Origin of the sequence: Caloramator sp. Dgby_cultured_2 (genome assembly GCF_028872215.1) — a bacterium.
In the GTDB taxonomy this organism is placed as follows: domain Bacteria; phylum Bacillota; class Clostridia; order Clostridiales; family Caloramatoraceae; genus Caloramator; species Caloramator australicus.
The window spans coordinates 2,156,776-2,183,018 of record NZ_CP118396.1 but is presented as its reverse complement, the minus strand read 5'-3'; the positions used below and the strand labels follow the sequence as shown (position 1 = coordinate 2,183,018).

The following is a 26,243-nucleotide window of genomic DNA, read 5'->3' as shown; positions in this document are numbered from 1 at the left end:
AAGTCGGTAATACCTTTAAAGGTGTCCGTAAGTTGGGGATACCTTAAAAATCGATTTTAGCTTTAACTGACGTCCAGAAATAGGAGCATATTTAAGGGGTAAAATATAGAGGTGATATATTTATACGATGTTTTATTATTTAGTTCCTAAGGCTAAACATGGAGAGTAAGTATTTAAAATCGATTTTAGTTTTGACTCTATCGATGTGATATCGGAGTAGATGAGGTATAAAATCAAAGGGTAATATGTTTATACCTTTTAAAATTTTCATAGTTAAGAATCTAAGGATAAACGTTGGAAGGAAGTCAAACGCTGAATGATTCGTTCACCGTCAACGGAATAAGAATCTAAAAATAAACGTTAGAAGGAAGGCCTTAAAATCGATTTTAAAAGATATATTGAAACTCTTAACCGATCCAAAATTGGATTTGTTGATATTTTTCATTAAAAGCACATAAACAGAAAGCAAAATCCAAGAAAGACCTTGTTATCTATTAACAAAAACTTAATGGTTAATAGTAAAATTTTTCTTGCCATAATTTAAGGTATGTGTTATATTAACAATAAGGAGTTGGAAAAGGGTTTTAGGACTAATAAAAACTCAATCCAAGGTCGGTTTTATAAACCGACTATTTTTTATGCCTTTGCAAGGATAACTTTCGACCAGAAGTGGGCGAATATATGAGTTTATTAATAATCTATTACACAATACCTTGTTATTGTAGAGTATCACGCATAAGTATTGTTAAAACAAAAAATAATGGGAAAATTAAACTGCTCCACAAGGCCGGAGCAAAATTAAAACCTTCCAGCAGGCCGGAACTTGAGGTTTTACACTTTTTGTGAAAAACTCTTATAAAGAAAATGGGGCGGCATTTTACCGTCCCATTTATTATTTTGCTATTTTTAGCTTAGTTATTTCATTCCAGTTTTTAGATGTTACATATTCGATAGCGTTAATATCATCTCTAATGTTATCAAGTTTTTCTTTAACTTCGGTTTTAAACTCTGTAAGGTCGGCCACTTGGTCAAATACTGCATTTAATTTTTTCTCCATGTTATCAAGTTTGTTGTTAATAGGTTCAAGTTTTTTATCAAGCAGTTCTTCAATTGCAGCCAAAAGATTTTGATTATCCATATTTAAACACCTCCGGAAGTGGTATTAATATTATAACACAAAGGGTAAAGGACATAAATAATCACTTAGACTTTTTATTTTTATTATCTACTTCAAACAGATGATTAATTTTCATAGCTGCAGCTTTTTTAACTTCCGGTAAAACATGAGAATATATATTAAGCGTTGTTGTAATATCCTTATGGCCTAAAATTTCTTGGACTACTTTAGGATGTTCGTTAGCCTCAAGTAGCCTTGTAGCATAAGTATGACGCAGAGCATGGAAGTTTATATCAATATTAGCCTTTTCGATAATGCGATAAAATGTTCTTAATAGGTTTCTTGGGTCAATAGGTTTACCAAGTTCAGTGGCAAAGACAAGGTTATTATCTTCGTAAACTTCACCAGCTTTTAGCTTTTCTTCAAGTTGCTTTTTTCTATGCTCCTTTAATTCCTCTATTGCTGCGGGTGGTAATGGAATAATCCTAATCCCGGAGCTTGTTTTAGGTTCTTGAAATATTAAAATAGTATTTTTCTTTATACTTGGGTCAAAGTTCTTTACTCTTTTCAATGACCTTTTAACTTTTATTGTTCCTTCTTTCAAGTCCACATTATCCCACGTAAGAGCTAATAGCTCACCTTGTCTTAATCCCGTTGCAAGTGCTATAATAAAAGCAGCCTTTAAACGTTCTCCTTCAAGGGATTGTAAAAATCTTTGTTGTTCCTCAAGTGATAATACCCTAATTTCTTTTTACTTTGCTTAGGTAATATAGTTGCCTCTGTTACATTACGGGCGACTATATTATTTTTTACGGCCTGTTTTAATGCACCATGTAAAAGGGTATGAATATATTTAACGGTTCTTGGTGATAGGCCTTCTTTTAGCTTTTCATTGTAAAAAGTTGTATATGCTCAGGCCTTAACTCTTTTAGTTTATAATGTCCTAATGCAGGGCTGATGTGATACCTAATCAAATACTCATAACTTTGCAGCGTTGAAGGTCTCAAGCTGCTTTTTTATACTCAAATAGCCAAGTATTTAGCCAGCTGCCTAATGTAAGTTGTGAAGGCTCTACTAATACACCTGCATTATAGGAATTAATGGCCTTATTAATCTTATCGGCGACTTCCTGCCTTGTTTTCCCGTAAAAGGTTAGCCTTTTTAGTTTGCCGTCCTCTTTTCTTCCAAGTGTAATTTGACCGCACCAAGTTCCGTTAGGCCTCTTATATATCGTTCCTTCGTTATTCCCTCTTTTCTTGGGCATTTTTCACACCTTCTTTGAAGATAAATTCATTTTCTTTTAGAAAACTTATATTTGCCTTTTATGCCAAATTTCTCATAGTTATATAAAAGATAAATTTTATCTATAGATTTTTGTTTTGCGATACTTCTTGTAACCTTAGTTTATAAAATTCATCGAATAAAATAGTAAATATATTAGAAACTTCAATATTAATTTTTTTGATATTCCAAAAAATTATTGTATAGTTTAACAAAAACTTTATATTTAAAATCCGGGTCGTTATCTTGATATTTAATAAATGTTACACCTTCTTGTTTGGAAATATTCAAATGATGATATGTTTCTTTGAAATCAAAAGAATTATCTTGAGTAAACATTGTAGTTCCGAAAATATTTAGTATTTCTAAAAGAGAATCTAATATAGTATCTATGCTTTTATAAATATTTGCTGCATAAATTTTGCTAAATTCTATCAAACAGCTAAGTTTTCTAAAAAAGTTAGGATGTTATAAATTTCTTCATTGTTAAATTTTTGGTTTTTCATATTATTTGAATACAATATGTATTCTTCGGGAGTTCGAAAATCACTTCTTCCTATCAAATAATCAGTTGTAACTTTAAAATAATCAGCTAATTTAATTAAATTATCAAAATTTGGTTCTCTATTTCCATTTTCATAATTGGCTATTGTTTGAGTTGATACATTAAGTTCTTCAGCTAATTCATTTCTTGAGACACTTTTTTCTTCTCTTAATTTTTTAATCTTTCACTAAACAAACTCAACTTATCACACCTCCTACAAACAATTAGTTTAACTTTAATTATAAAACAAACTTATAGAATTAACAATATAAAAACTAAACGAATAACACAAAAAATATTTTAAACTTTATGTTGACATTAACAAACTGTTTGATATAATAAAATTGTAAAAACAAATAGAATAAGAGAGGTGATGTTATGATTAACACTTTTGGAGAAAAAATCAAGCATTTAAGAGTAAAAAAGGATTTAGTTTAAGAGAATTAAGTCAAAAACAGGAATTGCTTTTTCTACTTTATCCCTAATTGAAAATGGTAAATCCTCACCAAGGCCAAAAACAGCAAAGGCCATAGCTGACGCATTGGAAGTTGATTTTGACGAGATTTTCAAAATCGAATGACATCGTAAATTACAAGGGCATGACTTCCTAAGTTGGAAAGACATATAAACGAAAGGTGGTGATAAAATGTGTCAATACATCCAGCAGCAAGAAAACATAATTGAAGGCCTAATCAACGACATAAAGAATCTAAGTTCTCAAACTGCGGAGCTTATGATAAGGCTAAAGATACTAAAGACGGAAAATGAGCTTTTAAGAAGAAAATTAGAGCAGCTGGAGAGCTGCAAGGGAAATTAAATCACAAAAGAAAGGGGTTTTAAGTATGTCAAAGTTATCACTTGAGGAAAGGGAAACAATAATCCTATTCAACGAGAAGGACAAAGAGGCAGAGATTTTCACTTATAACAAGCCTTTGATAAGAAAGCTTAAAAAGTATGCAGAGGCGAATCCGGAAGGAGTTAAATTTAAAAAAGATAATGGCGATGGTGGGTTAACCTTTATTGTATTGAAAAATTGGTTATCAGTTAGGCCTCCGAGAAAACTATCAACAAAACAAAAGAGATTTTAGTCAATAGGTTAAAAGGTCAATTTTAAAATCAAAATTATTTTAAAAAGTTCCCAGAGGAGAGTATATTTTAGCACATCAAACACCGAGATAATACATTTACACCTTTAAAAAATTTTATATCAAAAAGTTCCTATTTAATAAGCAAAGGAAAGGGGGCTTTGATATGGAGCAAAAGCAATATGAAATTTACACAGATGACGCATTAAAGGAAAAGATACAAAGGCTAACGCTAAACATTGATGAGGCTGCAAAGTTGTTAGGTGTAAGTTACAATACAATGCTTAACTTGGTGCATAGGAAGGACTTCCCTAAGATACAGGCAGCTAAAAGAAGAATCCTAATCCCTAAAGAGGCCTTCTTTAAATGGGTGAATGAAACAGCATGGAAGGAATAAAGGTTCGGAATATTCTTCCGGAGCTGCAGCCATGAAAGGTGGTGATAAATTGACAAGGCTTGAGAAGTTAAAAATGCAGCAAATAAGGTTACTAAAAAGGCTTGTAATGAAAGATGTAATTGAAAATCCTATGAAAAAAGAAAAGATAATTGAAAGGATGCAAAGAATAGTAAGAGCAAGACAAAGGTTAGAAAAAGAATACATGGGAGGGTTTAAGGTGGAAACTGCTAAAGCTGATGAAGTAAAGTTGGACGAGCATATTTTGCGAATAACTATTGATGGGGTTGTAATATATGAATCCGAAAAGGTTAAAAGACTTAGAGAGTTAGGAATAAAGTTCTTTCAGGTAAATGATATTTACTATAAGGGGGACAAGCAAAATGAAAATATCAGCAGCAAGGATAAATAAATGCTCCTCTTTAAAGGAGCTGCAGGAAAGATATAAATGTTTAATTGTTCAAAAGGTTGCAGTTAAGATTAGCTTTAAGTTTATAGTAACATACTTCAACGGTTGCCTTATAGTAGTTGTTAATTCAAACGTTCCAGAGGAAGAATACATAAACGACCTAAAACAGGCTCTAATAAATGCAGCAATAAAAAGAAACTTCCATAAGGAAGTAAAAAATAAACTTAACGCAATTTAATTATAAGCGAAAATGAGATGAAAATAAAGACCTTTTACAAAAATTTAAGAGGTGAATTTATATGGAATGGAATCCATATTCAAAAACAGATAAGTTATTGGAGCAGCTAATTAGCATAATTGAAAGGCTTGATATGAGGTTAGCCTCAATTGATGAAAAGTTAGATAAGCTAAACATATCAATAAAAATGCTGCAAGTGGTAGAAGAAAAGAAAAATAGAGGTGAGCGGGAAAATCCGCTCACAAAGTATAACTAAATGCAGCAGGGCTGCCTTTGGGAGTGAGGGAGCTTGAATTTAATACCGAAGGCAAGGAGTGATTAAATGAGCAATGCAACAACAAAGGAAGTTTTAGGTTATGGTTTTATCCCAAAACAAGTTATGGATGATGAAAGGTTAACAATAGAGTCAAAGGCAATTTATAGTTATTTAGCTGCTTATGCTGGTAGTGATGGTTATGCTTATCCATCATTAGAGTTAATAACAAAAAAGCTTAAAATTACTAAAAATCGTTTTTATAAGCACTTAAATTTATTAATACAATATGGTTACGTTGTAAAACAACAGACCTTAAATGAAAAGAATAAATATGACAAAGTATTTTACTTTTTAGTTCCGTTTCCTCAAAATGAAGAAACGAATAAAATTCCGTTTCCTTATTTTCCGTATACGGGAAATCGACCACAGACAAATAACAATATAACAAATAACAATATAAATAATATTAATAATAATATATATATCCCGTTTCCTCAAAATGAAGAAACGGAAGAATATAGTAAAAATCAAACATCAGAAGCAATTAACAATAATCCGTTTCTTCAAAATGAGGAAACGATAACTAATCCACTTTTTAAAGGTGAAGAAATAGAGCTTAACATATCGGATGATACGGACAAAAGTAAGAAAAGGAACAATAAAAAGGACAAGCCTAAGATTAAATATGCTGAATATGTTAGCATGACAGAGCAGCAATATAATTTACTTATCCAGAAATACGGAGAAGAAAAGACTAAACGCATGATAGAAGTTCTTGATAATTACAAAGGAGCAAAGGGAAAACAATACAAGGATGATTATAGAGCAATTTTAATGTGGGTAGCCGAAAAGGTTGAAGAAGAATTTAAGAAAAAGTATAAAAAAATAGATTTTTCTTGGGAGGAGGTTTTTAACGATGTTAAGTGAATTAAATTTTCAAAAAGGGATTAACAAACTTATAAACGAATATCAAGAGAAAGGTTTTAATCCAAATGCAGCAAGGCTAAAGCAATGGTATGAATACATGAAAGATATGTCAGACGAGGAATTTAATAAACGTATAGACTGGGTTTTAAAGAATGTTTCATATTCCCCAAGTATGGCCGACATATTTAAGGCTGATATAAGCAGTAATAACACTTGGAAGGATTTTGACTTTAGTTTTCTTGAAGGTGGGGATGAGTAATTGAGAGGGACAAATAATCTTTATAACCTACAAGCTGAAATAGATGTTTTAGCTGCAGTATTGATTAATAATAATTGCATGGTTGATATTGACATTAATCCAGAAGATTTTTGATACAAGACATAAAAACCTATTTAGAGCTATGCAAGAGCTATTTAAGAAGGATATTGTAATAGATACAACGACATTGGTTGAATACTTCAAAGGGGATTTAAGCTCTATTGGTGGTATTAGTTATTTGTCGGAGCTATTAGCAGCAGGGACGATATTTGATAAGTCTAAGGTTGAGATTATAAAAGAAAAGGCTAAATATAGAAAATTGCATAAAATCATTTTAAAAGCTCATGATGACATTGAAAAAAATAAAGACTTTGAAGAAGTATTTGATGAGATGCAAAAGGCTTTATTAGATATTAGCAATGGAGAAGATGAGCAATTAGAAACAGACGAAGATTTATTTTCAAAAACATTTAATTATATTGATGAACAAAAAGGAAGGGACATATTAGGATTAAAAAGCGATATAACGGACTTAGATAAGGCCTTAAATGGTTTTCAGAAAGGAAGGCTATACATTATAGCAGGCCGTCCAGGAATGGGGAAATCAGCAGTTGCATTAAACATTGTTCAAAATATTTCTAAGACAAAATATGTTTTATATTACAGCTTAGAGATGACTAAAGAGGAATTGGGGATTAGAAGATTAGCAATGTATAGCAAATTAGATAGCCAGAAGTTAGAAAGAGGGCAATTGAATGATAAAGAGTGGGTTAAATTGGCTGACAGCTGCAATATTCTATCAAGGCAAAAATGCATAACCTATGCTAAAGCTGGAATCCACATTAACGATATAGTTAAGCAGGCAAAGAAGTTAAAAATGCAAGGCAAACTTGATTTATTAGTAGTTGACCATATAGGCCGACTTAACTTGAGAGGTTTAGGCGATAGTTTAAGAGAAAAGATAACAAATGTTTGCATAATACTTAAAAACTTGGCAATGGAGCTTGACATCCCAGTTATAGCATTAAGCCAGCTTAATAGAAACCCAGACGCAAGGCAGGATAAAAGGCCCAGTTTGTCAGACCTCAAAGAAAGTTCAGGAATAGAAGAAAATGCCGACGTAATATTATTGCTTTACAGGGATGAGTATTATAACTACGATAGCAAAGATAAAAAGACTATCGAAGTTAATATTGCCAAAAATAGAAATGGAAAAACTGGAAGGATAAAATTAATATGGTTTCCTGAATATCAGTTTGTTAGTTCAATTTATAAAGAGGTGGTATAATAGGCTTGGGATGACATATCCCGGCCTTTATGTATAATGCAGTAAAGGGGTAGGGCTGATAAAGAAATTTTGCAGCATTTCCTCAATACCGGCGGCGTCCCCTTCGCTTGCAAAAATTCCCTAAATGAGGTTAAAGGGGGTAGGGGGAGTTAAAAAGTTACCACTTTACAATAGAGACCGCAGCGACCAGCCGAGCTTATACAAAATTCGTTTTATTTTTAAAAATGGGATTCTTCCGGCCTTATACAAGGTTTTACATTTCCATTGGTAGGCCTTAAGGCATTTCACATCATTTCAAGGCCTTGTCCTTGCAAGGCTTTAATTTAACTGCTTTCGGATACCTCACATGGGTAGGGAGAGTATGAAAAAATGTGAAATTTTTAAGGAAAAAGAGCAGGAAACTGACATTTTGAGATTAGGACCGGCCTTATGTGAGGGTTAACATTCCAGCAGCAGGGACACAAGGCCTTAATATTTTAGCTGCATACAGCACCTCACCTGGGTGAGGGGGTAAAAGAAAACTTAAATAAGGGGTAAGGGAGAGCCACAGGGAAAGGGAGACCTTGCAGCAGGCCGGAAAAATTTAAAAGGTGGTGTGTAGGCCTTGACGAATGAAAAATTGTTTGAGCTTTACTCAAATGGTGATGATAAGGCTAAAGAGCAGCTAATTGTAAATAACATTAACCTTGTAAAATATATCGCAAATAAATATTACACTATGTTTGAAGTATGCAATTATAAGGATTATGATTTTGAGGATTTAGTCCAAGTTGGAATAATTGGGCTAATGAAAGCTATTGATAAATATAATCCTGCATTAGGCTGCAAGTTTTCGACCTATGCGGTTAATTGGATAAAACAAACTATTAGAAGGGCATTAGAAGGCCACGAGGACACATTAAGCCTTGAGGAGAATATAGGAGATGATGAGGACAGCGACTTAACGTTAATGGATACGATAGAGGATAAGAGCATTAACTTTGTTGAGGAGCTGGAAACAAAGGAATTAAAGCGACTATGGGAAATATTAGGTCAGAACTTAAATGAAGAAGAAATGCGATTCCTAAAGATAAAATACAATAACAATTTACACGATAAACAAGTATTTGAAATAATGCAATTAGATGAAAAAGAAGGAAGGATTTTAAGGGAAAGAGCATTAAGAAAGGCCAGAGCAAAGATGAGATACTTTAAAAAGCAGTTTGAGGATTACATAGATTTTAGGACAACGTATATTGCAGCAATAGATTATTCAAGGCCTAAAGTAAACACAGGATATTATGGCAGCATAGTAGAAAGCATTGTCTTAGAAAGAGAGAGGTTAAGGGAAAGGTTTGAGGTTAAGGGTATTGATTTTAAATAGCTGAGAAATGCTAACATTGATGACGGGATGAAACATCCCCCGGTTATAATTTAGGCTGAGCACCAGCGAGACCGCAGCGACCAGATACAAAGACCTGCGACATGATATATAAACGAACGGGGTTATTGTTGTAGTTTATTTATCCGGATTTAAGCTAATTCAGGAGTTTTTATATAAAAATAAAAATTTTTAGCAATAAATAATAACTTGTTCGTTTGTAAAGTTCTATATAGTCAAATAAGGTTTGATTTATTATAATTAATACTACGGGGTGCAAGTAATGGATAATGAAAAAGTATTAGATTTAATGCAAAAATTTATGAGGAAATGCAGCAGGGCTTTAAAAGTTTAAATAACAGGATGGACGAGTTGGAAAATGAAGTTAATAAGACCAAGCTAATAATAGAAAATGATATAAAATCCAAGGTAGCAGTATTATTTGAGGGGAATAGCAGTTATAAGGAACAAGTAGAAGGTAAGTTTGAAGAAATAATAAAGGAGCAGCAGGGAACAAGGGAGATTTTATCTTTATCCGTAAAAAGTTTAGCGGATGATATACAAGGAATTAAACATGATATTGACGAGTTAAAACATAAATTTGATAAGGTTGAGAAGGTAACAATACAAAATACCTATGATTTGGCATATTTGAAAATGGCAAAGTGAAAAATTTTACTGCAATAAATATGAAATAGTGCTAACAAACATAATAAAATCAAGGCTTATTTTTTACTGCAATTTACTGCAATAATACTGCAACGAGATTAAAAATTAATGATTTTTTGCAAAGTGGAATAAATTAACAATGTTAAAAAACATAGATTTTTCAAGGGTTCTAAAGTTTAATGCTTGTCCTAAAAATTGTCTCCCACTATTTCGTAATCAGCAGGTCGCCGGTTCGAATCCGGCATGGAGCTCCAAAATAGTTTTATATCATTTAAAAAGGGGCAACATTTTATGCCCCTTTATTGTTTTTTAGTTAAAAAGATTTTTATATCCTTCATGGGATAATTTCAAAAAGCTTCGTCTATATAAGTGAATAAAGAAAGGGGGATAGACTATGAGAAGTATTGGAACCATATCAAGTGCAGTAGGGTTTATATTTTTAGGAATTTGGATGATAATAAAAAGAATTGATGTTAATTTAGGGATGACCATGCTAAAGTTTTGGCCTTTACTTCTTGTTATTTTAGGGTTGGAGCTTATATTTTTTAGCTTAAGAAAACGTGAAGAAAGGATGTCACTAAATCCTTTGATAGTTTTTGTTATTCTAATTTATATTGCAGTTAACGGCTTTTATTCTTATAGTTTAAATTTTTCCTCTAAAATAGTTAATTTTGATTCTTTTCAACTTAAACCTTTTAATTCATTAGACAGTAAAGCTATAAATTTTGACAGTTCTTTAGAGACAGTAGAAAACAATGTTCTGATAAAAGCTGATAATTTAAAGGTTAACATTATTGAAACAAATGAAAAAAGATAAAGGTTGAGGGCAAAGTTTATTTTCCTAAAGGCAGCTTTTATAACAAATTTGAGCCTACTTTAGAATCCTCAGAGGGATGGACTAAAATAGAGTTTTTTAACAACGAGATAAAGGGAGTAGAACTAACCGTTTATGTTCCAAAGATAGTTAATTTAGAGGTTGTTTCTAATAATCTAAAGTTTTCAAGCAGTGCCAATATAACTAAAGTAAAGATCGATTCTCAAAATGCCGATGTAAACATTTCTAACGCAAAAATACTAAGCTTAAACGGTCAGAATGTAAATTTAAACGCAAAGGATATATCCAATACCGTTGAAGTTTGGGGAGTAAATGGAAATGCAAATATAAACGGAGAATTAAAAAATTTAAAAATTGATATGGTGAATGGTAAAATAGATGTTAAGGATGATAATAAAAAGGAAGATGTAGTAAAAAATTTTAACGTTTCATTAAACAGTGGGGTAGTAAATTTTTCTACAAAGGAAAAGGATGTAGATGTTGAGCTCAATTTAGACAATGGGGTATGCAGATTAAATGGTGATACAAGAGTAAATTCGGGAATAAAAGGGTTATTGGAAGTGGGAGAAATAAAATGATTATAAGATTAAACAGTGGTGTTATTAACTTTAAGTGTATGGAGTGATTTTGTTGGAGGAGAAGGGTTTAGTCGAAAGGATAAGGGAAGGGGATAAAGATTCATTTGTTTATATTGTTGATTTATACAAAAAGCAGCTTGTAATGTTTTGTTATTCTTATGTTAAAGATCTTCAAGAAGCGGAGGATATATCTCAGGAGGTTTTTTTAAGTTTTACCAAAACATTTCAAAATATAGATGTGAGTGTTCTTTAAAAACCTATCTTTTTTACATTGCCCGATCAACATGTATAGATTTTTGAGAAGGAAAAAGTTAAAGGAAGTTTTAACTAAACAGCAACAGAAGTCGCCCACTTCTGTAAGTGGGTGATGAATGTTGATTGATAAATTCTTCCTTTATTGTATAATCAGTATTATAGGAAGTAGGTTATGTAATAGAATGGATTTAGACAATAATAATCATTCATTATTCTTATTGTATTATCATCTTGTTTTGGTAACTAAATATAGAAGAAAAGTTATTTATGATAATATATCGAATAGACTAAAAGAAATATTTGAAAAGATACAGGATAATTATAATATCACATTACAAGAATGGAACCATGATAAAGACCATATCCATATATTATTCAAAGCACATCCTAATACTGAGTTGTCTAAGTTTATAAATGCATATAAAAGTGCTTCATCAAGATTGATAAAGAAAGAGTATCCTAAATTAAAAGAGCAATTATGGAAAGAATATTTTTGGTCAAGAAGTTACTGTTTACTTACAACAGGTGGGGTGTCAATTGAAGTAATTAAAAAATATATAGAAAAGCAAGGGAAAGAGGTGTAACTTTGCTAAAGGCTTATAAATACAGGATATATCCAACAAAAGAACAAGAAGAATATTTTGCAAAAGTATTTGGTTGTGTAAGATTTATATACAACAAAATGCTACATGACAAAATAGAATACTATAAAAAACAGGAGAAATGCTAAACAATACACCTGCACAATATAAAAAGAATATTCTTTTCTAAAAGAAGTAGATAGTCTTGCACTTTCCAACGCACAACTTAATTTAGAAAAAGCATATAAAAATTTCTTTAGAGATAAAAAAACAGCCTTTCCAAAGTTCAAGAAAAAGAAAGGTTACCAGTCTTATACTACAAATAATCAAAATGGGACAGTAACACTTGAAGGTAGTTATCTAAAAGTTCCAAAGTTAAAGACAAAAATAAAAATAAAACAACACAGACAATTTGAAGGAAGAATTAAATCCGTAACTATATCAAAAACGCCAACAGGTAAATATTATGCTTCTATACTTGTAGAAGAAGAAATTAAAGAATTACCTAAAATAGATAGAAAAGTAGGTATAGATTTAGGAATTAAAGAATTTGCTATTTTATCTGATGGAACAAAGGTAGAAAATCCAAAATGGTTAAGAAAAACAGAAAAAAGAATTAAAATTATACAAAAATCATTATCAAGAAAGCAAAAGCAAAGTAAAAACTATGAAAGGACAAGACAAAAACTTGCAAAATTATACGAAAAAATATCAAATCAAAGAAAAGATTTTCTTCACAAATTATCTTCTAAAATTATACACGAAAACCAAGTGATAGTTTTAGAAGATTTACAGGTAAAAAATATGCAACAAAATCATAAATTAGCCAAAGCAATAACAGAAGTATCATGGGCAGAATTTAGAAGGATGTTAGAATATAAAGCAAGATGGTATGGCAGAGAAATAATAATAGCACCACAAAATTATGCATCAAGTCAAACATGTAGTGAATGTGGATATAAAAATCCTGATGTAAAGAATTTAGCATTGAGAGAATGGAAATGTCCAAAGTGTGGTGCAGTTCATGATAGAGATATAAATGCAAGTAAGAATTTGCTAAAATTAGCCATGTGATTGGTATATATGGGGAAGGAACAGCCCTTTGAGCGTGGGATAACTTACTCCGCTTTGAGTATTGACCACGAAGCCACCACTTCTATAAGTGGGGGTAGTTCACATTTTACGAGTTTATATGAAAGGATATTTTCATTTCAGTCTTTATTTATCTTTAGAGTGAACGTTTTAATCCAAAATTTAAACAAATTAATGGGGGTGTAGTTTATGAGGAGAAATTCATTTCTTACCTTTCTTGCGGCTTTAATACCTGGTGTAGGATATATGTATTTAGGACTTATAAGAAGAGGGATTCAATTTTTGCTGCTTTACCTTTTAATCGAACCTGTGTTTAGGATTGTTGGGTTATCTTTTTTAGCTTCCATTATTAAAATACCATTATGGTTTTATACCTTTTTCGATACCTTTAATGTAGCCAATAAATTGGATAGAGGCGAAATAGTTTATGATAGCGATATATTTGGAAATGGAAGTTTCCAGTTAGATGGCAGATGGGCTAACCTTTTAAACGATAAGTGGATATTAATAGCCGGATGGGCTTTAGTTATATTAGGAGTATTAGGGGTTATAAATAAAGCCTTTTATGGGAATGAAATATATAATTTAATAAGATCCTATATAAGCACTTACTTTATACCAGTTATATTTATTGCGATTGGTGCGTATCTTCTTTATCGAAATAAAAGGTAAAAAGGATGAAAATCCTTTTTACCTTATTTCTATGTTTTTGTCTTTAACATCCAATGCTACATAGAAAATTTTCAAAATTCAGGATATAATTAAATTATCTAAATTTTTGGGGGACATGTATGGATAAAAAAGTTACAATTTGGGCTAATCTAGCTCTCTTACTTGTTGCAGCGATTTGGGGGGAGGATTCGTTGCAACTAAGAATGCTTTGTCGGAAATCACTCCCTTATATCTTATGGCCTTTAGATTTACTATAGCTTTTTTATTTTAGCTATTATTTTCTTTAAAAAAGTTAAAAATATTAATAAATCAGAACTTATAGGTGGGATCGTTATAGGTTTGTTTTTATTTTCAGGCTTCGCAAGTCAGACGATAGGTCTTCAGTTTACAACGCCAGGAAACAAGCCTTTTTAACGGGAACAAATGTAGTAATGGTTCCATTTTTGTATTGGGCCCTTTACAAAAAAAGGCCGGATCTTTATTCCTTTATAGGTGCAATTTTGTGCTTTATTGGGATTGGTGCCCTTACTTATAACAAAGGCATGTCTATAAATTTTGGCGACCTTTTGACATTAATTTGTGCTGTATTCTTTGCAGGGCATATAGTATCAACGGGATACTATGCCGAAAAGTTAGAACCTATAAATTTAACAGTTATTCAATTTGGAGTTGCTGCTATCCTTTCTATTTTAACAGCGATTTTTACGGAACCTTCCATTAGATATATATCCTTTAACGGATATCTTTCAATATTATATCTTTCAATTTTATCCACCTGTATTGCCTTTTTACTCCAGACGGTTGCTCAAAAGTATACAAAGTCTACATCAGCTGCTATTTTTCTTAGCATGGAGGCTGTTTTTGGAAGCATATTTTCTGTAATTTTTATAGGTGAAACCTTTACATTGAGGACTATTATAGGATGTGCTTTAATACTTATTTCAGTTATTACAGTAGAAACAAAATGGGAATTTTTAAGAGGGCGATAAAATGTGTGGAAGGTATTGGCTTGAGGATGATCTTTTGGAGATTTCAAGTTATTTTGGTGCAAGACTTATCGATTTTAAAGATTTCACAAGGGGTGAGGTTTTTCCCACAAATCCTGCACCGATAATCACAAAAATGTGGACAAAATTTTAGAAGGTGTGGATAAAATAATTTTAATTTACAAGTGGGGGTTTCCGCTGCAAAATAAAGCTGTATTTAACGCAAGGGCTGAAACGGTTGATAAAAAGCCTTTTTTAAAGACTCCTTTATAAACAGAAGATGCCTTGCTGTTGCTAATGCTTTTTTGAATGGAAAAAGGAAGGCAAAGATAAAATAAAATACAAAATAAAAAAGGAAAGTAAATTTATTTTATTTGGTGGCATATATAATAGTTTTAAAGTTGGGGAGAGTATAATTAATGCATTTACTATCCTTACAACATCACCAAATAAAGAAATGAAAAATTTGCATGACAGAATGCCTCTTATAATTGATGAAAAAGATATAGATGCCTGGCTCTTTGGTGATTTAAAGGAAGCCTATAGGATAATTGATTTTAATCATAATAACAAATTATACTTTGAAAGGGAAGAAAATGAACAATTAAAATGGATGTAATTAACGCCCCTCCTTGTTTTGAATATTATAAACTAGGAGGGAGTTTTATGAAAAGATTAGGAGATAGGATTTTTGGATTTAGTATAACGACCTTAATCTTCTTACTATTAACTTTATTTATAAGCAGCAATTTAATTTTTAAAAATATTTGTAATCAGTTTAAAAAGAAGTTAGAGATTTTTTAATGGAGGGTGTAAAGCATATAAATGGTGATTATTTAGAAAAACTAATAGAAACAAAGGATATGGAAAGTAAAGAATATAAGGAAATTCAAAGGAATATGATGTATTTTATTGCTGGGAGTAATATAAAATATTTTTATACCATGGCCTATAAAGGAGGGAAACTCTTTTTGTAAACGATGCGTCCTTTGACCCTTCACCTATAGGTGAACTTTATGAAATGAATGATTATATCAAAAAGGCCTTTTGGGGTGAATTTGTGGTTACCGACAAGGCATATAAAGATAAATGGGGAACATTTATTAGTGCATTTTGCCCGGTTAGAAATTCTAATGGAGAGATTGTGGGTATTGCTGGTGTGGATATAGATGTTGAGCATTTTATAGAAATAAAGGAGCAATTTAATAGGATTTTTTCATTTTTAGGAGTGCTAATACTTTTATTTTTAATTTTTGTAATTACAGTCTTTTCAAGAAAAATAAATAAAGATGTGGGCATTATTAGAGAGTCCCTTGAGAATATTGCTAATGGGAATTTAGATATTAGCTTAAAAACTCAAAGGAAGGATGAATTTGGATTAATAATCGATTGGACAAATAAAGTTATCATGAATATAAAAGATATAGTTAAAGAATTGAAAAGGCAGATTCAGTTAGTATTTGACAATATGAAGGTTATTGATGAAAAATTTGCTAGTATAAATTCAAGGCTTCAGGAGGCATCTGCATCGACGGAAGAAATATCTGCAAGCATGGAGGAAATTTTAATTTCAGCAAGAGATATAAATAAAAATACAGAGGCTGTTGACATTATGACGGATGATACATTTTTATTAACTCGAAAATCCCTTGATATTGGAGATAAAATAGAGGGCAGAGCAAAGGAAATAAATCATAAGATACAAAAAAATGTTGAGGAATTCAAAATGATATATGAAGAGAGAAAATTAAGGTTGGAAAAGTCTATTGAAGAGTTAGACGCCATAAGTGAAATTTCATTGGTAGCCAACAGTATATTGGAAATAGCAGAAGCTATAAATCTTTTAGCTTTAAATGCTGCAATTGAGGCTGCAAGGGCAGGAGAGAGCGGAAGAGGATTTGCAGTTGTAGCTCAAGAGATCAGAAAGCTTGCGGAAAGAACTTCAAGGGAGGTTACATTGGTTAATGGAATTATAAAAAATGTTTTATCTTCTAAGAACTCTTTATCTGATTCTCTAAGGCAAATGATAATTTTATTAGAAGATAAGATAATTAAGGACTATGATTCTTTTAGAGGGGTTTCAAATGAATTTGAAAAAAGTGCGAAGGATTTTAAAAATCTATTAAGGGATATATATAGCAGAACGGAACAAACGGTTGATGGGTTTAAAGAGGTTAAGAGGAATATTTCTAATATAACAGAGATAATATCTCAGGTTACGGCGGCATTAGGGGACATTGCTCAAAACATTTCAGCGGTTGCACAGGATAACATGAATTTATCTAAGATAATGGATGAGAATTTTAATGGAAGTTTGGTTTTAAGTAAAATGATAGAAAACATAAAGACAGGCGACTAGTATTTTGCCTGTCTTTTAATTTGAATAAAATGGATAAAGTAATTGTAAAGGGCAAAAAAGCCAAGAATATTGCACAGTATAGGAAATAAAGCCCAAACAGTTTATTAAATATAAGAATACCAATGGCAACATAAAATAGAGCTGTTGCCGCCTTGCCATAGTATTTTGCAGCAACTACGGTTTCATATTTTTAAGTAAAGTAAAGCCTCCTATGATCATAGAAATTTCTTTTATAAGAACAATATAAAAAACCCAATGGGGGATTATATTTGTATAGGATAAGGAGAATAATACAGTTAAGAGCATAAGCTTATCGGCGAGGGGATCAAGCAAAGTTCCCCACTTTGTGACCATGTTATATTTTCTTGCAATATAACCATCTAATACATCTGTGGCACCGGCTATAAAAAATATAATCATGGCAAAAAGAAAAGAATTATTTATTTTAGAAAAGTATACAAATAAATATGTAGGAATGAGGATAAATCTTAATGTAGTTAAAGCATTAGGTATATTCATGGCACCCTCCTTATGCTTTGATAATACAATTATACCACAAAAATTGTAAATTAAAACATAAAAATTATTCGAATGAACATTATTGATATTTTAAATATAATTCGTATTTAATCGAACTTAATTTTAATTATTTTCATTATAATTGACTAATATGATAGACTTTGGTATATTATAAATGCAAACACAAAAAGGGGAACAAATATGTTTGATGTTATAATAGTAGGCGGAGGACCATCTGGAATCTTTACAGCCCTAGAGCTTATAAGAAACAACTCAAATCTTAAAATCGCTTTATTTGAAAAGGGAAAAAGCATAATAAAAGAAAATGCCCTATTAATGAAAAAGGAGTTAAATGTCAGCACTGCAAACCCTGTGCTATAGTTTCAGGTTGGGGTGGTGCAGGTGCCTTTTCCGATGGTAAGCTTACTTTGACGACGGAATTTGGAGGAATACTTGATGAATATATTGACATAGATGAACTTAAAAAACTTATAGAATACATAGACGGAATCTACCTAGAATTTGGAGGCCCCGATGAAGTTCATGGGGAGATTAACGATAGGGTTTTAGATCTTATGAAAAGGGCAGCAGCTGCAGATCTTAAGTTTATCCCTGCTAAAATAAGGCATCTTGGGACAGATAACTGCTTTAACATATTAAAAAAGATGGAGGAATACTTAAGGGAAAGGATAGATGTAAGGACAAATACAGAGGTTAAAAGAATAATAGTTGAGGATGGCATATCAAAGGGAGTAGAGCTAAAAAACGGTGAAGTGGTTGAAGGAAAGTTTATAGTTGTTGCGCCAGGAAGGGAAGGCTCTGACTGGTTTTCTAAAGAAATTGAAAGATTAAATTTAGAAACATCTACAAATCCTGTAGATATAGGTGTTAGGGTTGAATGCCCTGCCATCGTCTTTAAGGATATTACCGATGCCGTTTATGAATCTAAACTTATATACTACACAAAGTCCTTCGATGATAGAGTAAGAACCTTTTGCATGAATCCTTACGGAGAAGTTGTTGTGGAAAACAACGATGGCATAAAAGCAGTAAATGGCCATAGTTATGCCCACAAAAAAGCGAAAACACAAATTTTGCCCTTTTGGTATCAAAGAATTTTACAAAGCCCTTTAATTCACCGATAGAATATGGAAAATATGTTGCAAGCCTTGCAAATATGCTTGGAGAAGGAGTAATAGTTCAAAGGCTTGGGGACCTTTAGAGGGAAGAAGGACGACGGAGGAAAGGCTAAGAAGGGGACTTGTAAGACCAACCTTAAAGGATGCAACTCCAGGGGATTTAAGTTTGGTTCTCCCATATAGATTCTTAACGGATATTATAGAAATGCTTCAGGCCCTTGATAAAATTGCACCTGGTATTTATTCAAAACATACGCTATTATATGGAGTAGAGGTAAAATTTTACTCTCTAAGGGTTAAGCTTTCATCTAATTTAGAAACACAAGTTAAAAATTTATTTGCTGGAGGAGATGGTGCAGGAATAACAAGGGGGCTTGCACAGGCTTCTGTATCAGGAGTTATTATCGCAAGGGAAATACTAAAGAGAATTTGAGGTGGTAAAATGAGTTTAGTTGTTATTGGTGCCCAATGGGGAGATGAAGGAAAGGGAAAGATTACAGACTTTTTAGCAGAGGGAGCAGATGTAGTTGTAAGATATCAGGGAGGAAATAATGCAGGACATACTGTTATTGCCAATGATAAAAATATAAGCTTCATCTTATTCCATCAGGGATACTTTACGATGACAAGCTATGCATTATAGGAAATGGTGTCGTTATAGATCCAAAGGCCCTTTTAGATGAGATTGAATATTTAAAAAACGAAGGAATAAGGGTTGATAATAAAAAACTTTTAATTAGCGATAGAGCCCATGTTATAATGCCCTACCATAAAAAAATCGACGCCCTCTCAGAAAAGAAAAGAGGTTCAAAGGATATAGGAACTACAGGAAAGGGTATAGGTCCCTGCTATACTGATAAGCATGAAAGAACGGGCATAAGGATATGCGACCTATTAAATAAAGAGGTTTTTTATGAAAAGCTAAAAACAAACTTAGAGGTTAAAAATAGGCTAATAAGGGAAATTTACGAAGATGAGGAAATGAATTTTGATGAAATTTATAATACCTACATAGAATATGCAGAAAAGTTGAAGGATTTTATAACCGATACGTCAGTGGTTCTTTATGATAATATTAAGGAAGGCAAGAAAGTATTGTTTGAAGGAGCTCAAGGAACCCTTCTTGACATAGACTATGGAACATACCCCTATGTAACCTCCTCCCATCCAATTGCAGGAGGAGTATGTATAGGCTCTGGCATTGGTCCTACTATGATAGATAGAGTTGTTGGAGTATGCAAGGCCTACACTACAAGGGTTGGAAAGGGTCCCTTCCCAACGGAGCTTTTTGATGAAATTGGAGATTATATAAGGGAAAAGGGATTTGAATATGGAACGACAACAGGAAGGGCAAGAAGATGCGGCTGGCTTGACCTTGTTATTTTAAAGTATGCAGCAAGGATATCAGGCCTTACAAGCCTTGCAATAACAAAGATAGATACCCTTGCTGGTCTTGAAAAAATAAAGGTTTGCACAGGCTATGAGTTTGAAGGAAGGGTGATTGAAAACTTCCCAGCATCATTAGAGGATCTTGCAAAATGCAAACCTATATACGAGGATTTTGACGGTTGGGATGAATCAATCCAAAGGGCTAAAACCTATGAAGACCTTCCGGAAAATGCAAAGAAATACCTAGAATTCATCGAAGAATATACCGGAGTTAGAATATCAATAGTTTCCGTAGGCCCAGAGAGGGAAAATACTATAGTTGTAGGGAAATATTAAAAGGCCTATTTTCAGTATTAGTATTGTATTAAGAAATATAATGTTTTCTTTATTAATAAATAAGGAACAAAAAGATAATATAAGATATATGATATAATTTTATAACAAGATAGCCATCAAAAACTTGTATTATCCTTGTTTTATAACAATAGTTTAATAAAAAGTCTATGGTTATTTTTAATGAATCACCATAGACTTTTTGAATTATCATTTAATTTTTCTTAAATATAATAGTAGAATGCATAGCTTAGTTTATTAATGTATAAATAACCTGATTATATTTCCAAGAATTATTCCAACAACTCCAAAGTCTGCATCACCGAAGGTTGTATTAGCAAAACCTAAATCTCCTAAAACAGGAAGTAGCATTACTGGAAGAAAAGTAATTAAAAGACCATGAGCTAATGCACCCCAAAAGGCTCCCTTTCTTCCTCCTGTTGCATTTCCAAATACTCCAGCAGTTGCTCCACAGAAAAAGTGGGGAACAAGACCTGGCAAGATCACGGGAGCCTTAAGTATAATTAGTATAAACATACCTATGATACCACCTAGAAAGCTTGATAAGAAACCTATTAAAACTGCATTTGGAGCATAAGGATATACAACAGGACAGTCTAAAGCGGGTTTTGCATCGGGAACAATAGAAAGAGCAATACCTTTAAATGCAGGAACTATTTCAGCAAGTATTAGTCTTACACCTGAAAGAATTATATATACTCCACCTGCAAAAGTTATTGCTTGGATAGTAGAATAAATAATAAAGTTTTGTCCGCCGCTTAAATTTTTTCTACGAAATTTTTACCTGCTGTAAAAGCAACAATAAGATATAATATTGTCATTGTTAATCCTATTGCAACTGATGTATCTCTTAAGAAACTAAGTTCTTGAGGGAGTTCTAATTCTTCGGTTGATCTAGAATTTTTACCTACTATTTTACCTATCCAGGCTGAAAAAACATATCCAATAGTTCCAAAATGACCAAATGCAACATCGTCTTGGCCTATAATTTTTTTCATTGTTGGATGTGCAATAGCTGGGAATATTGCCATTACAAATCCTAAAATTATGGATCCTAAAATTATAAGAGCGATTCCTTTTATACCACCTGAGATTAATATGGCTGCTATTAAACATGCCATATATAGTGTGTGATGACCTGTTAGAAAAATATATTTTAACTTGGTGAACCTTGCAATAATTATGTTTACTATCATACCAAATGTCATAATAAGAGCAGTTTGGGTTCCATATGTTTTTAAAGCTAAGGCGACAATAGCTTCATTATTTGGAACGATTCCTTTTAAACCAAAGGCCTGTTGAAACATAGAACTAAAATCAGATAAAGATGATACCACTATGCCAGCACCGCCACCAAGGACAATAAATCCCATTATTGTTTTTAATGTTCCCTTTATTACTTCAGATTTAGACTTTTTTGTATTATAAGTCCTATCATAGCAACAAGTCCAACTAAAATAGAAGGAACACTTAATATGTCAAGTAAAAATTTTAACATAAATTATCCCCCTTTAAAAATCAATATCTAATTTTTTAAAAGCATCTATTAATTTTTCTTTTATTTCATTTAAGTTTATTATGTTATTAAGGGTAATTACATAGCCGTCTAAAGATATCATTTGATTTGCCAAATCTTTAGTTGCAATATAAATATCTGCTTTAATCGCCTTTGCAGAGGCCAAATCTGAATGCTCAACTTCAGCTTTCAAATTAAGTTCTTTTAAAACTTTATTAACATTCATTTCCAACATAAAGCTGCTCCCAAGTCCGTTACCACAGCATACAAGAATTTTCACCTTCATCCCCCTTTTTTATGTAATTGAATATTTGTTTATTATATTTAAAACTTCTTCTTTTGATTTAGCGTTTATTATAATATTGAGGTCATCTGTATTCATTAATAAATTCATAAGCTGAGATAATGCCTTAAGATGAGTTTTACTATCTATAGCTGCTAATGTAATAATTAATTTTACAGGGTCGTTTAATTCGCTACCAAAATTGATGGGGTTTTTTAATGTTATTAGACTCATAGAAAGTTTCTTTACACCATTTTCAGGTCTTGCATGTGCTAAGACTATGCCAGGAGCTATTACCATATATGGTCCTAGAGATTTAAAATTATTTATAATAGCTTCTTCATAGTTTTTGTAATACAACTATCATTTAATAAAATTTTAGTCCCGTTTTTTATAGCATCTTCCCAATTTTCACAAACAATGTTTAACATAATTCTATTTTTATTTAGCAAGTCATTTAACATATATATACCTCTTTCTATAATGTTTTTGAAATATAAGTAAACGTTATAAAAGATTTTCTTAGTTTAATTTTATTGATACGTTGATAATAATATGTGGATTAAAATAAATTCATCACATTAAATTTATATAATATAATGTTATTAGAACATTCCTTTTAGGGGTGGAGAAAGTTGGAGTTCTATGAAATCTTAAAAATTTTTAATAACAATGTTGTTTTAGCTAAAAAAGATGAAAAAGAATACATATTAATAGATAAGGGAATAGGATTTAACAAAAGAAAAGGTGAATTAATTAATAAAGATAGATTTGAAAAGATATTTACTCTTGAAAGAGAGATTAAAGATAGATTTGATAAATTAATATTAAACATAGATGAAGAAATTGTAGGGGTATGTGAAGAAGTAATTAGTATGATTTCAGAAGAATACGAGGAATTAGACAGAGAAATACATGTAAAATTAGTAGATCATATTGCTTTTGCAATAAAAAGATTAAAAAACAATGACGAGATAGAAAATCCATTTATAATAGAAATAGAAACATTATACAATAAAGACTATGAAATTGCAAAAAAGCTGCATTTATGATTAAAAAAGATTAAATATTGAAATTCCTGATGGTGAAATAGGATTTATTGCACTTCATATAAATGCTGCAAAAAATAAAGGTAAGGTTTCAGATACTTTGAAGAATATATATATTTGTAATAGTATAATTGAAATATTAGAGGATGAATTAAAAGTGGAAATAAATAAACAATCGATAGATTATGCAAGATTTATAACTCATATAAAATTTGCAATTTATAGGATAATTAACAAAATACCGATAAAAAATGAATTAAAGTCCGCTATTAAAAGAAAATATAAGGATTCTTATAAAATAGCACAAATAATAGCAAAATTTATGGGAAATGAATTAAAAGAAAAAGTATCTGATGATGAAATAGCTTATATGGCTATGCATGTTGAAAAATTCAAGAACAAAACCTTATATTGATTAATCCCCTATTATGGATTATAATAATATTGTAAATCAGCGTGTAACTTTAGGCAAAAGCTGAAGGTGAGTCCTTCAGCTTTTTGCTTAGGAGGGGTTTTATGAGGATTATTATTGAGGATAGTTATGAATCTATGAGTAAGAAAGCAGCTTTAATGGTTGCAGGTCAAATTCTATTAAAGCCTGATACTATATTAGGACTGGCAACTGGAAGCACGCCTATAGGTATGTATAAAGAACTTGTAAGGATGCATAAGGAAGAGGATTTAGACTTTTCAAATGTAGTTACTTTTAATTTAGATGAGTATGTTGGTTTAGATAAAAATGATAAAAATAGTTATCATTATTACATGTTTCAAAACTTTTTAATCATATAAATATAAAGAAAGAAAATATTTACATACCAGATGGCATGGCACAGGACTTAGAAGAGGAATGTAAAAGATATGAAAGAATTATTGAAGAAAAGGGTGGAATTGATCTTCAAATACTCGGTATTGGCAAAAATGGGCACATAGGATTTAATGAACCAGATTTAAAATTTGAAGCAACAACCCATGTTGTAAAACTAGATGAAGAAACAATAATGGCAAATTCGAGATTTTTTAATAGCATTAATGAGGTCCCAAGTTTTGCAATAAGCATGGGCATAAAAACAATAATGCATTCAAAAAAATAATACTTCTTGCAAATGGGGAAGAAAAAGCGGAATCAATATATAAAGCAATATATGGGCCGATAGTTCCAAAACATCCTGCATCAGTTCTGCAACTTCATCCAGATGTAACATTCATTTTAGATAAAGATGCAGCAAAGTTTATTAAACTCCGTTGACAGGCAGTAAAATATAGTATAAAATAAAATTATAGAATATTCTTAAAATTTTGGCGTGCAATTGACTTTGTCAAGCAAGAGCCAAAAAGGTAGTATTTTACCTTTTTGGCTCTTTTTAATTTTAAATTTAGGAGGGGATTTTAATGAGTAACAACAAATTGCTTGCTAATCTTCAAAAGCTTGGGAAGGCTTTGATGACGCCAGTTGCAGTTTTACCTGCAGCAGCACTTTTGTTAAGGCTTGGGGCACCAGATGTTTTTAATTTAAAATGGATGTTTGCTGCAGGAGATGCAATCTTTGGTAACCTTGCTCTTTTATTTGCTATCGGTATAGCCATTGGTTTTGCTGAAGAAAACAATGGAGTTGCTGGACTTGCAGCTGCGGTTGGTTACTTTGTATTAACTAAAGTTGCTACTACGTTTAATGACAAGATAAACATGGGAGTATTATCTGGTATTATTGTCGGTATACTTGCTGGATATCTATATAATAAATATAAGGCCATTAAACTACCAGACTTTTTAGGTTTCTTTGGTGGAAAGAGGTTTATTCCTATCGTAACTTCTTTTTATTCTTTGGTTATTGGAGTTATTTTTGGTTATGTATGGCCACTTATTCAAAACTTTATCAGTTCATTTGGCAATACTATCGCCTCATCTGGAGCTATTGGAGGATTTTTCTTTGGATTGTTAAATAGGCTACTAATACCATTTGGTCTTCATCATGTTATCAATTCTTTTGTATGGTTTCAATTTGGTGAATTTAAAGATGCAACTGGTAAAATTGTAACAGGGGATTTATCAAGATTCTTTGCTGGTGATCCAAATGCAGGAACATTTATGACAGGATTTTTCCCAATAATGATGTTTGCACTACCTGCAGTTTGCTTTGCTATGATAATGGCTGCTAAAAAGAGCATAGAAAAGAAGTTACAGGAATGCTGTTAGGTGTTGCGTTTACATCATTTTTAACAGGAATAACTGAGCCTATTGAATTTTTATTCATGTTCCTTTCACCACTTTTGTATGTAATCCATGCTCTTTTGAGTGGAATTTCACTTGCAGTTACGACAGCTCTTGGAATGAGGTGTGGATTTGGTTTTTCAGCAGGGTTAATAGATTATGTTTTAAATTTTGGTATATCAAGTAAACCTATAGGACTTTTAGTAGTTGGGGTTATATTCGGTATAATTTATTACTTTATTTTCTACTATATCATAATTAAGTATGATATACCGACTCCAGGAAGAATTGAGGAGGAATCATCAGTAATATCCAAATTATCCTCATCAGCTTTGAAAGATAAGGCTGCAGAGATATTAAGTGCCTTAGGAGGAAAAGAAAACATAGTTAATATAGATGCATGTGTGACAAGGATTAGAGTATCAGTAAACAATCCAGATGTGGTTAACGAAGACGCATTAAAGGCCCTTGGGGCTACAGGTGTTATAAAGATGGGTAAAAATAATTATCAAATTGTTGTTGGGACTTCAGCAGACCCACTTGTAACACATATAAAGGCGATTATGAGCAATAAAAATTTAAGCGTATAACATTCCTC

Annotated in this window: 34 protein-coding genes and 7 pseudogenes; 29 read left to right on the top strand and 12 right to left on the bottom strand. The window is 31.7% G+C overall.

Going from position 1 to position 26,243, the window contains the following annotated elements; genetic code table 11:
• Positions 1-892 precede the first annotated feature (892 nt).
• The 6 genes from PWK10_RS15160 to PWK10_RS20115 all read right to left on the bottom strand — a co-directional run bounded on the left by PWK10_RS15160 (position 893) and on the right by PWK10_RS20115 (position 3,123).
• Positions 893-1,138, bottom strand: coding sequence for a hypothetical protein (locus tag PWK10_RS15160; protein ID WP_274766624.1), 246 nt, complete (start codon positions 1,136-1,138; stop codon positions 893-895).
• 61 nt (positions 1,139-1,199) lie between these two features.
• Entirely contained in the window at positions 1,200-1,862 is a 663-nt protein-coding gene (locus tag PWK10_RS15155) for a site-specific integrase (protein ID WP_274768315.1), read from the bottom strand.
• Positions 1,863-1,998: 136 nt separating this feature from the next.
• Positions 1,999-2,091 (bottom strand): hypothetical protein, encoded by a 93-nt coding sequence (locus PWK10_RS15150; protein ID WP_274768314.1) that lies wholly within the window; start codon positions 2,089-2,091, stop codon positions 1,999-2,001.
• 29 nt (positions 2,092-2,120) lie between these two features.
• Positions 2,121-2,381: a hypothetical protein gene (locus PWK10_RS15145; RefSeq protein WP_274766623.1), complete on the bottom strand. Its 261-nt coding sequence runs from the start codon at positions 2,379-2,381 to the stop codon at positions 2,121-2,123.
• 188 nt (positions 2,382-2,569) lie between these two features.
• On the bottom strand, positions 2,570-2,836 hold the full coding sequence (locus PWK10_RS15140; protein ID WP_274766622.1) for a hypothetical protein: 267 nt from the start codon (positions 2,834-2,836) through the stop codon (positions 2,570-2,572).
• Positions 2,833-3,123 (bottom strand): helix-turn-helix domain-containing protein, encoded by a 291-nt coding sequence (locus tag PWK10_RS20115; RefSeq protein WP_446715388.1) that lies wholly within the window; start codon positions 3,121-3,123, stop codon positions 2,833-2,835. Before PWK10_RS20115 ends, PWK10_RS15140 begins: the two co-directional genes overlap by 4 nt.
• Before the next feature lie 261 nt (positions 3,124-3,384).
• Between PWK10_RS20115 and PWK10_RS20110 the strand changes: the two genes are divergently transcribed.
• The 24 genes and pseudogenes from PWK10_RS20110 (at position 3,385) to PWK10_RS15020 (ending at position 17,185) form a co-directional block, all read left to right on the top strand.
• Positions 3,385-3,522, top strand: a complete 138-nt coding sequence (locus PWK10_RS20110) for a helix-turn-helix domain-containing protein (protein ID WP_446715387.1) — start codon at positions 3,385-3,387, stop codon at positions 3,520-3,522.
• 66 nt (positions 3,523-3,588) lie between these two features.
• On the top strand, positions 3,589-3,759 hold the full coding sequence (locus PWK10_RS15130) for a hypothetical protein (RefSeq protein ID WP_274766620.1): 171 nt from the start codon (positions 3,589-3,591) through the stop codon (positions 3,757-3,759).
• A gap of 25 nt (positions 3,760-3,784) precedes the next feature.
• A complete protein-coding gene (locus tag PWK10_RS15125) occupies positions 3,785-4,030 on the top strand; it encodes a hypothetical protein (protein ID WP_274766619.1) in 246 nt (81 codons plus the stop codon).
• Positions 4,031-4,193: 163 nt separating this feature from the next.
• Positions 4,194-4,424 carry a helix-turn-helix domain-containing protein gene (locus PWK10_RS15120; RefSeq protein ID WP_274766618.1) on the top strand — a complete coding sequence of 77 codons (231 nt, stop codon included), beginning with the start codon at positions 4,194-4,196 and terminating at the stop codon, positions 4,422-4,424.
• Entirely contained in the window at positions 4,402-4,833 is a 432-nt protein-coding gene (locus PWK10_RS15115) for a hypothetical protein (RefSeq protein ID WP_274766617.1), read from the top strand. The genes PWK10_RS15120 and PWK10_RS15115 overlap by 23 nt, the downstream gene beginning before the upstream one ends.
• Positions 4,805-5,068, top strand: coding sequence for a hypothetical protein (locus tag PWK10_RS15110; RefSeq protein ID WP_274766616.1), 264 nt, complete (start codon positions 4,805-4,807; stop codon positions 5,066-5,068). The genes PWK10_RS15115 and PWK10_RS15110 overlap by 29 nt, the downstream gene beginning before the upstream one ends.
• 61 nt (positions 5,069-5,129) lie before the next feature.
• Positions 5,130-5,324, top strand: coding sequence for a hypothetical protein (locus PWK10_RS15105; protein WP_274766615.1), 195 nt, complete (start codon positions 5,130-5,132; stop codon positions 5,322-5,324).
• Between the two features lie 66 nt (positions 5,325-5,390).
• Positions 5,391-6,251 (top strand): helix-turn-helix domain-containing protein, encoded by an 861-nt coding sequence (locus PWK10_RS15100; RefSeq protein WP_274766614.1) that lies wholly within the window; start codon positions 5,391-5,393, stop codon positions 6,249-6,251.
• A complete protein-coding gene (locus PWK10_RS15095) occupies positions 6,241-6,510 on the top strand; it encodes a hypothetical protein (RefSeq protein ID WP_274766613.1) in 270 nt (89 codons plus the stop codon). The genes PWK10_RS15100 and PWK10_RS15095 overlap by 11 nt, the downstream gene beginning before the upstream one ends.
• Positions 6,511-6,652: 142 nt before the next feature.
• Complete coding sequence (locus PWK10_RS15090) at positions 6,653-7,798, top strand: replicative DNA helicase (protein ID WP_274766612.1); 1,146 nt, start codon at positions 6,653-6,655, stop codon at positions 7,796-7,798.
• 604 nt (positions 7,799-8,402) lie between these two features.
• A complete protein-coding gene (locus PWK10_RS15085; RefSeq protein ID WP_274766611.1) occupies positions 8,403-9,161 on the top strand; it encodes a sigma-70 family RNA polymerase sigma factor in 759 nt (252 codons plus the stop codon).
• A 360-nt stretch (positions 9,162-9,521) separates the two neighbouring features.
• Complete coding sequence (locus PWK10_RS15080) at positions 9,522-9,827, top strand: hypothetical protein (protein WP_274766610.1); 306 nt, start codon at positions 9,522-9,524, stop codon at positions 9,825-9,827.
• 394 nt (positions 9,828-10,221) lie between these two features.
• Positions 10,222-10,644, top strand: coding sequence for a LiaF transmembrane domain-containing protein (locus tag PWK10_RS15075; protein WP_274766609.1), 423 nt, complete (start codon positions 10,222-10,224; stop codon positions 10,642-10,644).
• A gap of 377 nt (positions 10,645-11,021) precedes the next feature.
• Complete coding sequence (locus PWK10_RS18995) at positions 11,022-11,240, top strand: hypothetical protein (RefSeq protein ID WP_342455553.1); 219 nt, start codon at positions 11,022-11,024, stop codon at positions 11,238-11,240.
• A 52-nt stretch (positions 11,241-11,292) separates the two neighbouring features.
• Positions 11,293-11,493 carry an RNA polymerase sigma factor gene (locus PWK10_RS15065; protein WP_274766608.1) on the top strand — a complete coding sequence of 67 codons (201 nt, stop codon included), beginning with the start codon at positions 11,293-11,295 and terminating at the stop codon, positions 11,491-11,493.
• Positions 11,494-11,677: 184 nt separating this feature from the next.
• Complete coding sequence (tnpA, locus tag PWK10_RS15060; RefSeq protein ID WP_274768312.1) at positions 11,678-12,079, top strand: IS200/IS605 family transposase; 402 nt, start codon at positions 11,678-11,680, stop codon at positions 12,077-12,079.
• Positions 12,080-12,081: 2 nt separating this feature from the next.
• Positions 12,082-13,150 (top strand): annotated as a pseudogene (gene tnpB, locus PWK10_RS15055) (IS200/IS605 family element RNA-guided endonuclease TnpB).
• A 207-nt stretch (positions 13,151-13,357) separates the two neighbouring features.
• Positions 13,358-13,840: a hypothetical protein gene (locus PWK10_RS15050; RefSeq protein WP_274766607.1), complete on the top strand. Its 483-nt coding sequence runs from the start codon at positions 13,358-13,360 to the stop codon at positions 13,838-13,840.
• 431 nt (positions 13,841-14,271) lie between these two features.
• Positions 14,272-14,829, top strand: coding sequence for a DMT family transporter (locus PWK10_RS15045; protein ID WP_274766606.1), 558 nt, complete (start codon positions 14,272-14,274; stop codon positions 14,827-14,829).
• A gap of 1 nt (position 14,830) precedes the next feature.
• The gene (locus PWK10_RS15040) at positions 14,831-14,980 is read left to right on the top strand and encodes a hypothetical protein (RefSeq protein ID WP_274766605.1); all 150 of its coding nucleotides are present in this window, start codon (positions 14,831-14,833) and stop codon (positions 14,978-14,980) included.
• 159 nt (positions 14,981-15,139) lie between these two features.
• Positions 15,140-15,445 (top strand): annotated as a pseudogene (locus PWK10_RS15035) (SOS response-associated peptidase family protein); the annotation flags it as partial.
• Positions 15,446-15,492: 47 nt separating this feature from the next.
• On the top strand, positions 15,493-15,630 hold the full coding sequence (locus PWK10_RS15030; protein WP_274766604.1) for a hypothetical protein: 138 nt from the start codon (positions 15,493-15,495) through the stop codon (positions 15,628-15,630).
• A complete protein-coding gene (locus tag PWK10_RS15025) occupies positions 15,630-15,803 on the top strand; it encodes a hypothetical protein (RefSeq protein ID WP_274766603.1) in 174 nt (57 codons plus the stop codon). The genes PWK10_RS15030 and PWK10_RS15025 overlap by 1 nt, the downstream gene beginning before the upstream one ends.
• Positions 15,804-15,847: 44 nt before the next feature.
• Positions 15,848-17,185, top strand: a complete 1,338-nt coding sequence (locus PWK10_RS15020) for a methyl-accepting chemotaxis protein (protein WP_274766602.1) — start codon at positions 15,848-15,850, stop codon at positions 17,183-17,185.
• Between the two features lie 174 nt (positions 17,186-17,359).
• Here the strand turns inward: PWK10_RS15020 and PWK10_RS15015 are convergent, their stop codons facing one another.
• Positions 17,360-17,704: a CDP-alcohol phosphatidyltransferase family protein gene (locus PWK10_RS15015; RefSeq protein WP_274766601.1), complete on the bottom strand. Its 345-nt coding sequence runs from the start codon at positions 17,702-17,704 to the stop codon at positions 17,360-17,362.
• Between the two features lie 201 nt (positions 17,705-17,905).
• Between PWK10_RS15015 and PWK10_RS15010 the strand changes: the two are divergent.
• A pseudogene (locus tag PWK10_RS15010) lies at positions 17,906-19,276 on the top strand (NAD(P)/FAD-dependent oxidoreductase).
• A gap of 9 nt (positions 19,277-19,285) precedes the next feature.
• Positions 19,286-20,568: pseudogene (locus tag PWK10_RS15005) on the top strand (adenylosuccinate synthase).
• 255 nt (positions 20,569-20,823) lie between these two features.
• On the opposite strand, the gene PWK10_RS15000 reads toward PWK10_RS15005, so the two are convergent.
• The 5 genes from PWK10_RS15000 to PWK10_RS14980 form a co-directional block, all read right to left on the bottom strand.
• A complete protein-coding gene (locus PWK10_RS15000) occupies positions 20,824-21,303 on the bottom strand; it encodes a PTS transporter subunit IIC (protein ID WP_274768311.1) in 480 nt (159 codons plus the stop codon).
• A gap of 41 nt (positions 21,304-21,344) precedes the next feature.
• Entirely contained in the window at positions 21,345-21,959 is a 615-nt protein-coding gene (locus PWK10_RS14995; RefSeq protein ID WP_274766600.1) for a PTS transporter subunit IIC, read from the bottom strand.
• Positions 21,960-22,097: 138 nt separating this feature from the next.
• Positions 22,098-22,388: a PTS sugar transporter subunit IIB gene (locus tag PWK10_RS14990; RefSeq protein WP_274766599.1), complete on the bottom strand. Its 291-nt coding sequence runs from the start codon at positions 22,386-22,388 to the stop codon at positions 22,098-22,100.
• A gap of 9 nt (positions 22,389-22,397) precedes the next feature.
• Positions 22,398-22,685: a PTS sugar transporter subunit IIA gene (locus PWK10_RS14985; RefSeq protein ID WP_274766598.1), complete on the bottom strand. Its 288-nt coding sequence runs from the start codon at positions 22,683-22,685 to the stop codon at positions 22,398-22,400.
• Positions 22,686-22,711: 26 nt separating this feature from the next.
• Entirely contained in the window at positions 22,712-22,849 is a 138-nt protein-coding gene (locus tag PWK10_RS14980; RefSeq protein WP_274766597.1) for a hypothetical protein, read from the bottom strand.
• Between the two features lie 171 nt (positions 22,850-23,020).
• On the opposite strand from PWK10_RS14980, the pseudogene PWK10_RS14975 reads away from it, so the two are divergent.
• From PWK10_RS14975 to nagE, 3 pseudogenes are all read left to right on the top strand, one after another.
• Positions 23,021-23,849: pseudogene (locus tag PWK10_RS14975) on the top strand (PRD domain-containing protein).
• A 101-nt stretch (positions 23,850-23,950) separates the two neighbouring features.
• Positions 23,951-24,683, top strand: a pseudogene (nagB, locus tag PWK10_RS14970) (glucosamine-6-phosphate deaminase).
• A 143-nt stretch (positions 24,684-24,826) separates the two neighbouring features.
• A pseudogene (gene nagE / locus PWK10_RS14965) lies at positions 24,827-26,235 on the top strand (N-acetylglucosamine-specific PTS transporter subunit IIBC).
• Positions 26,236-26,243 lie beyond the last annotated feature (8 nt).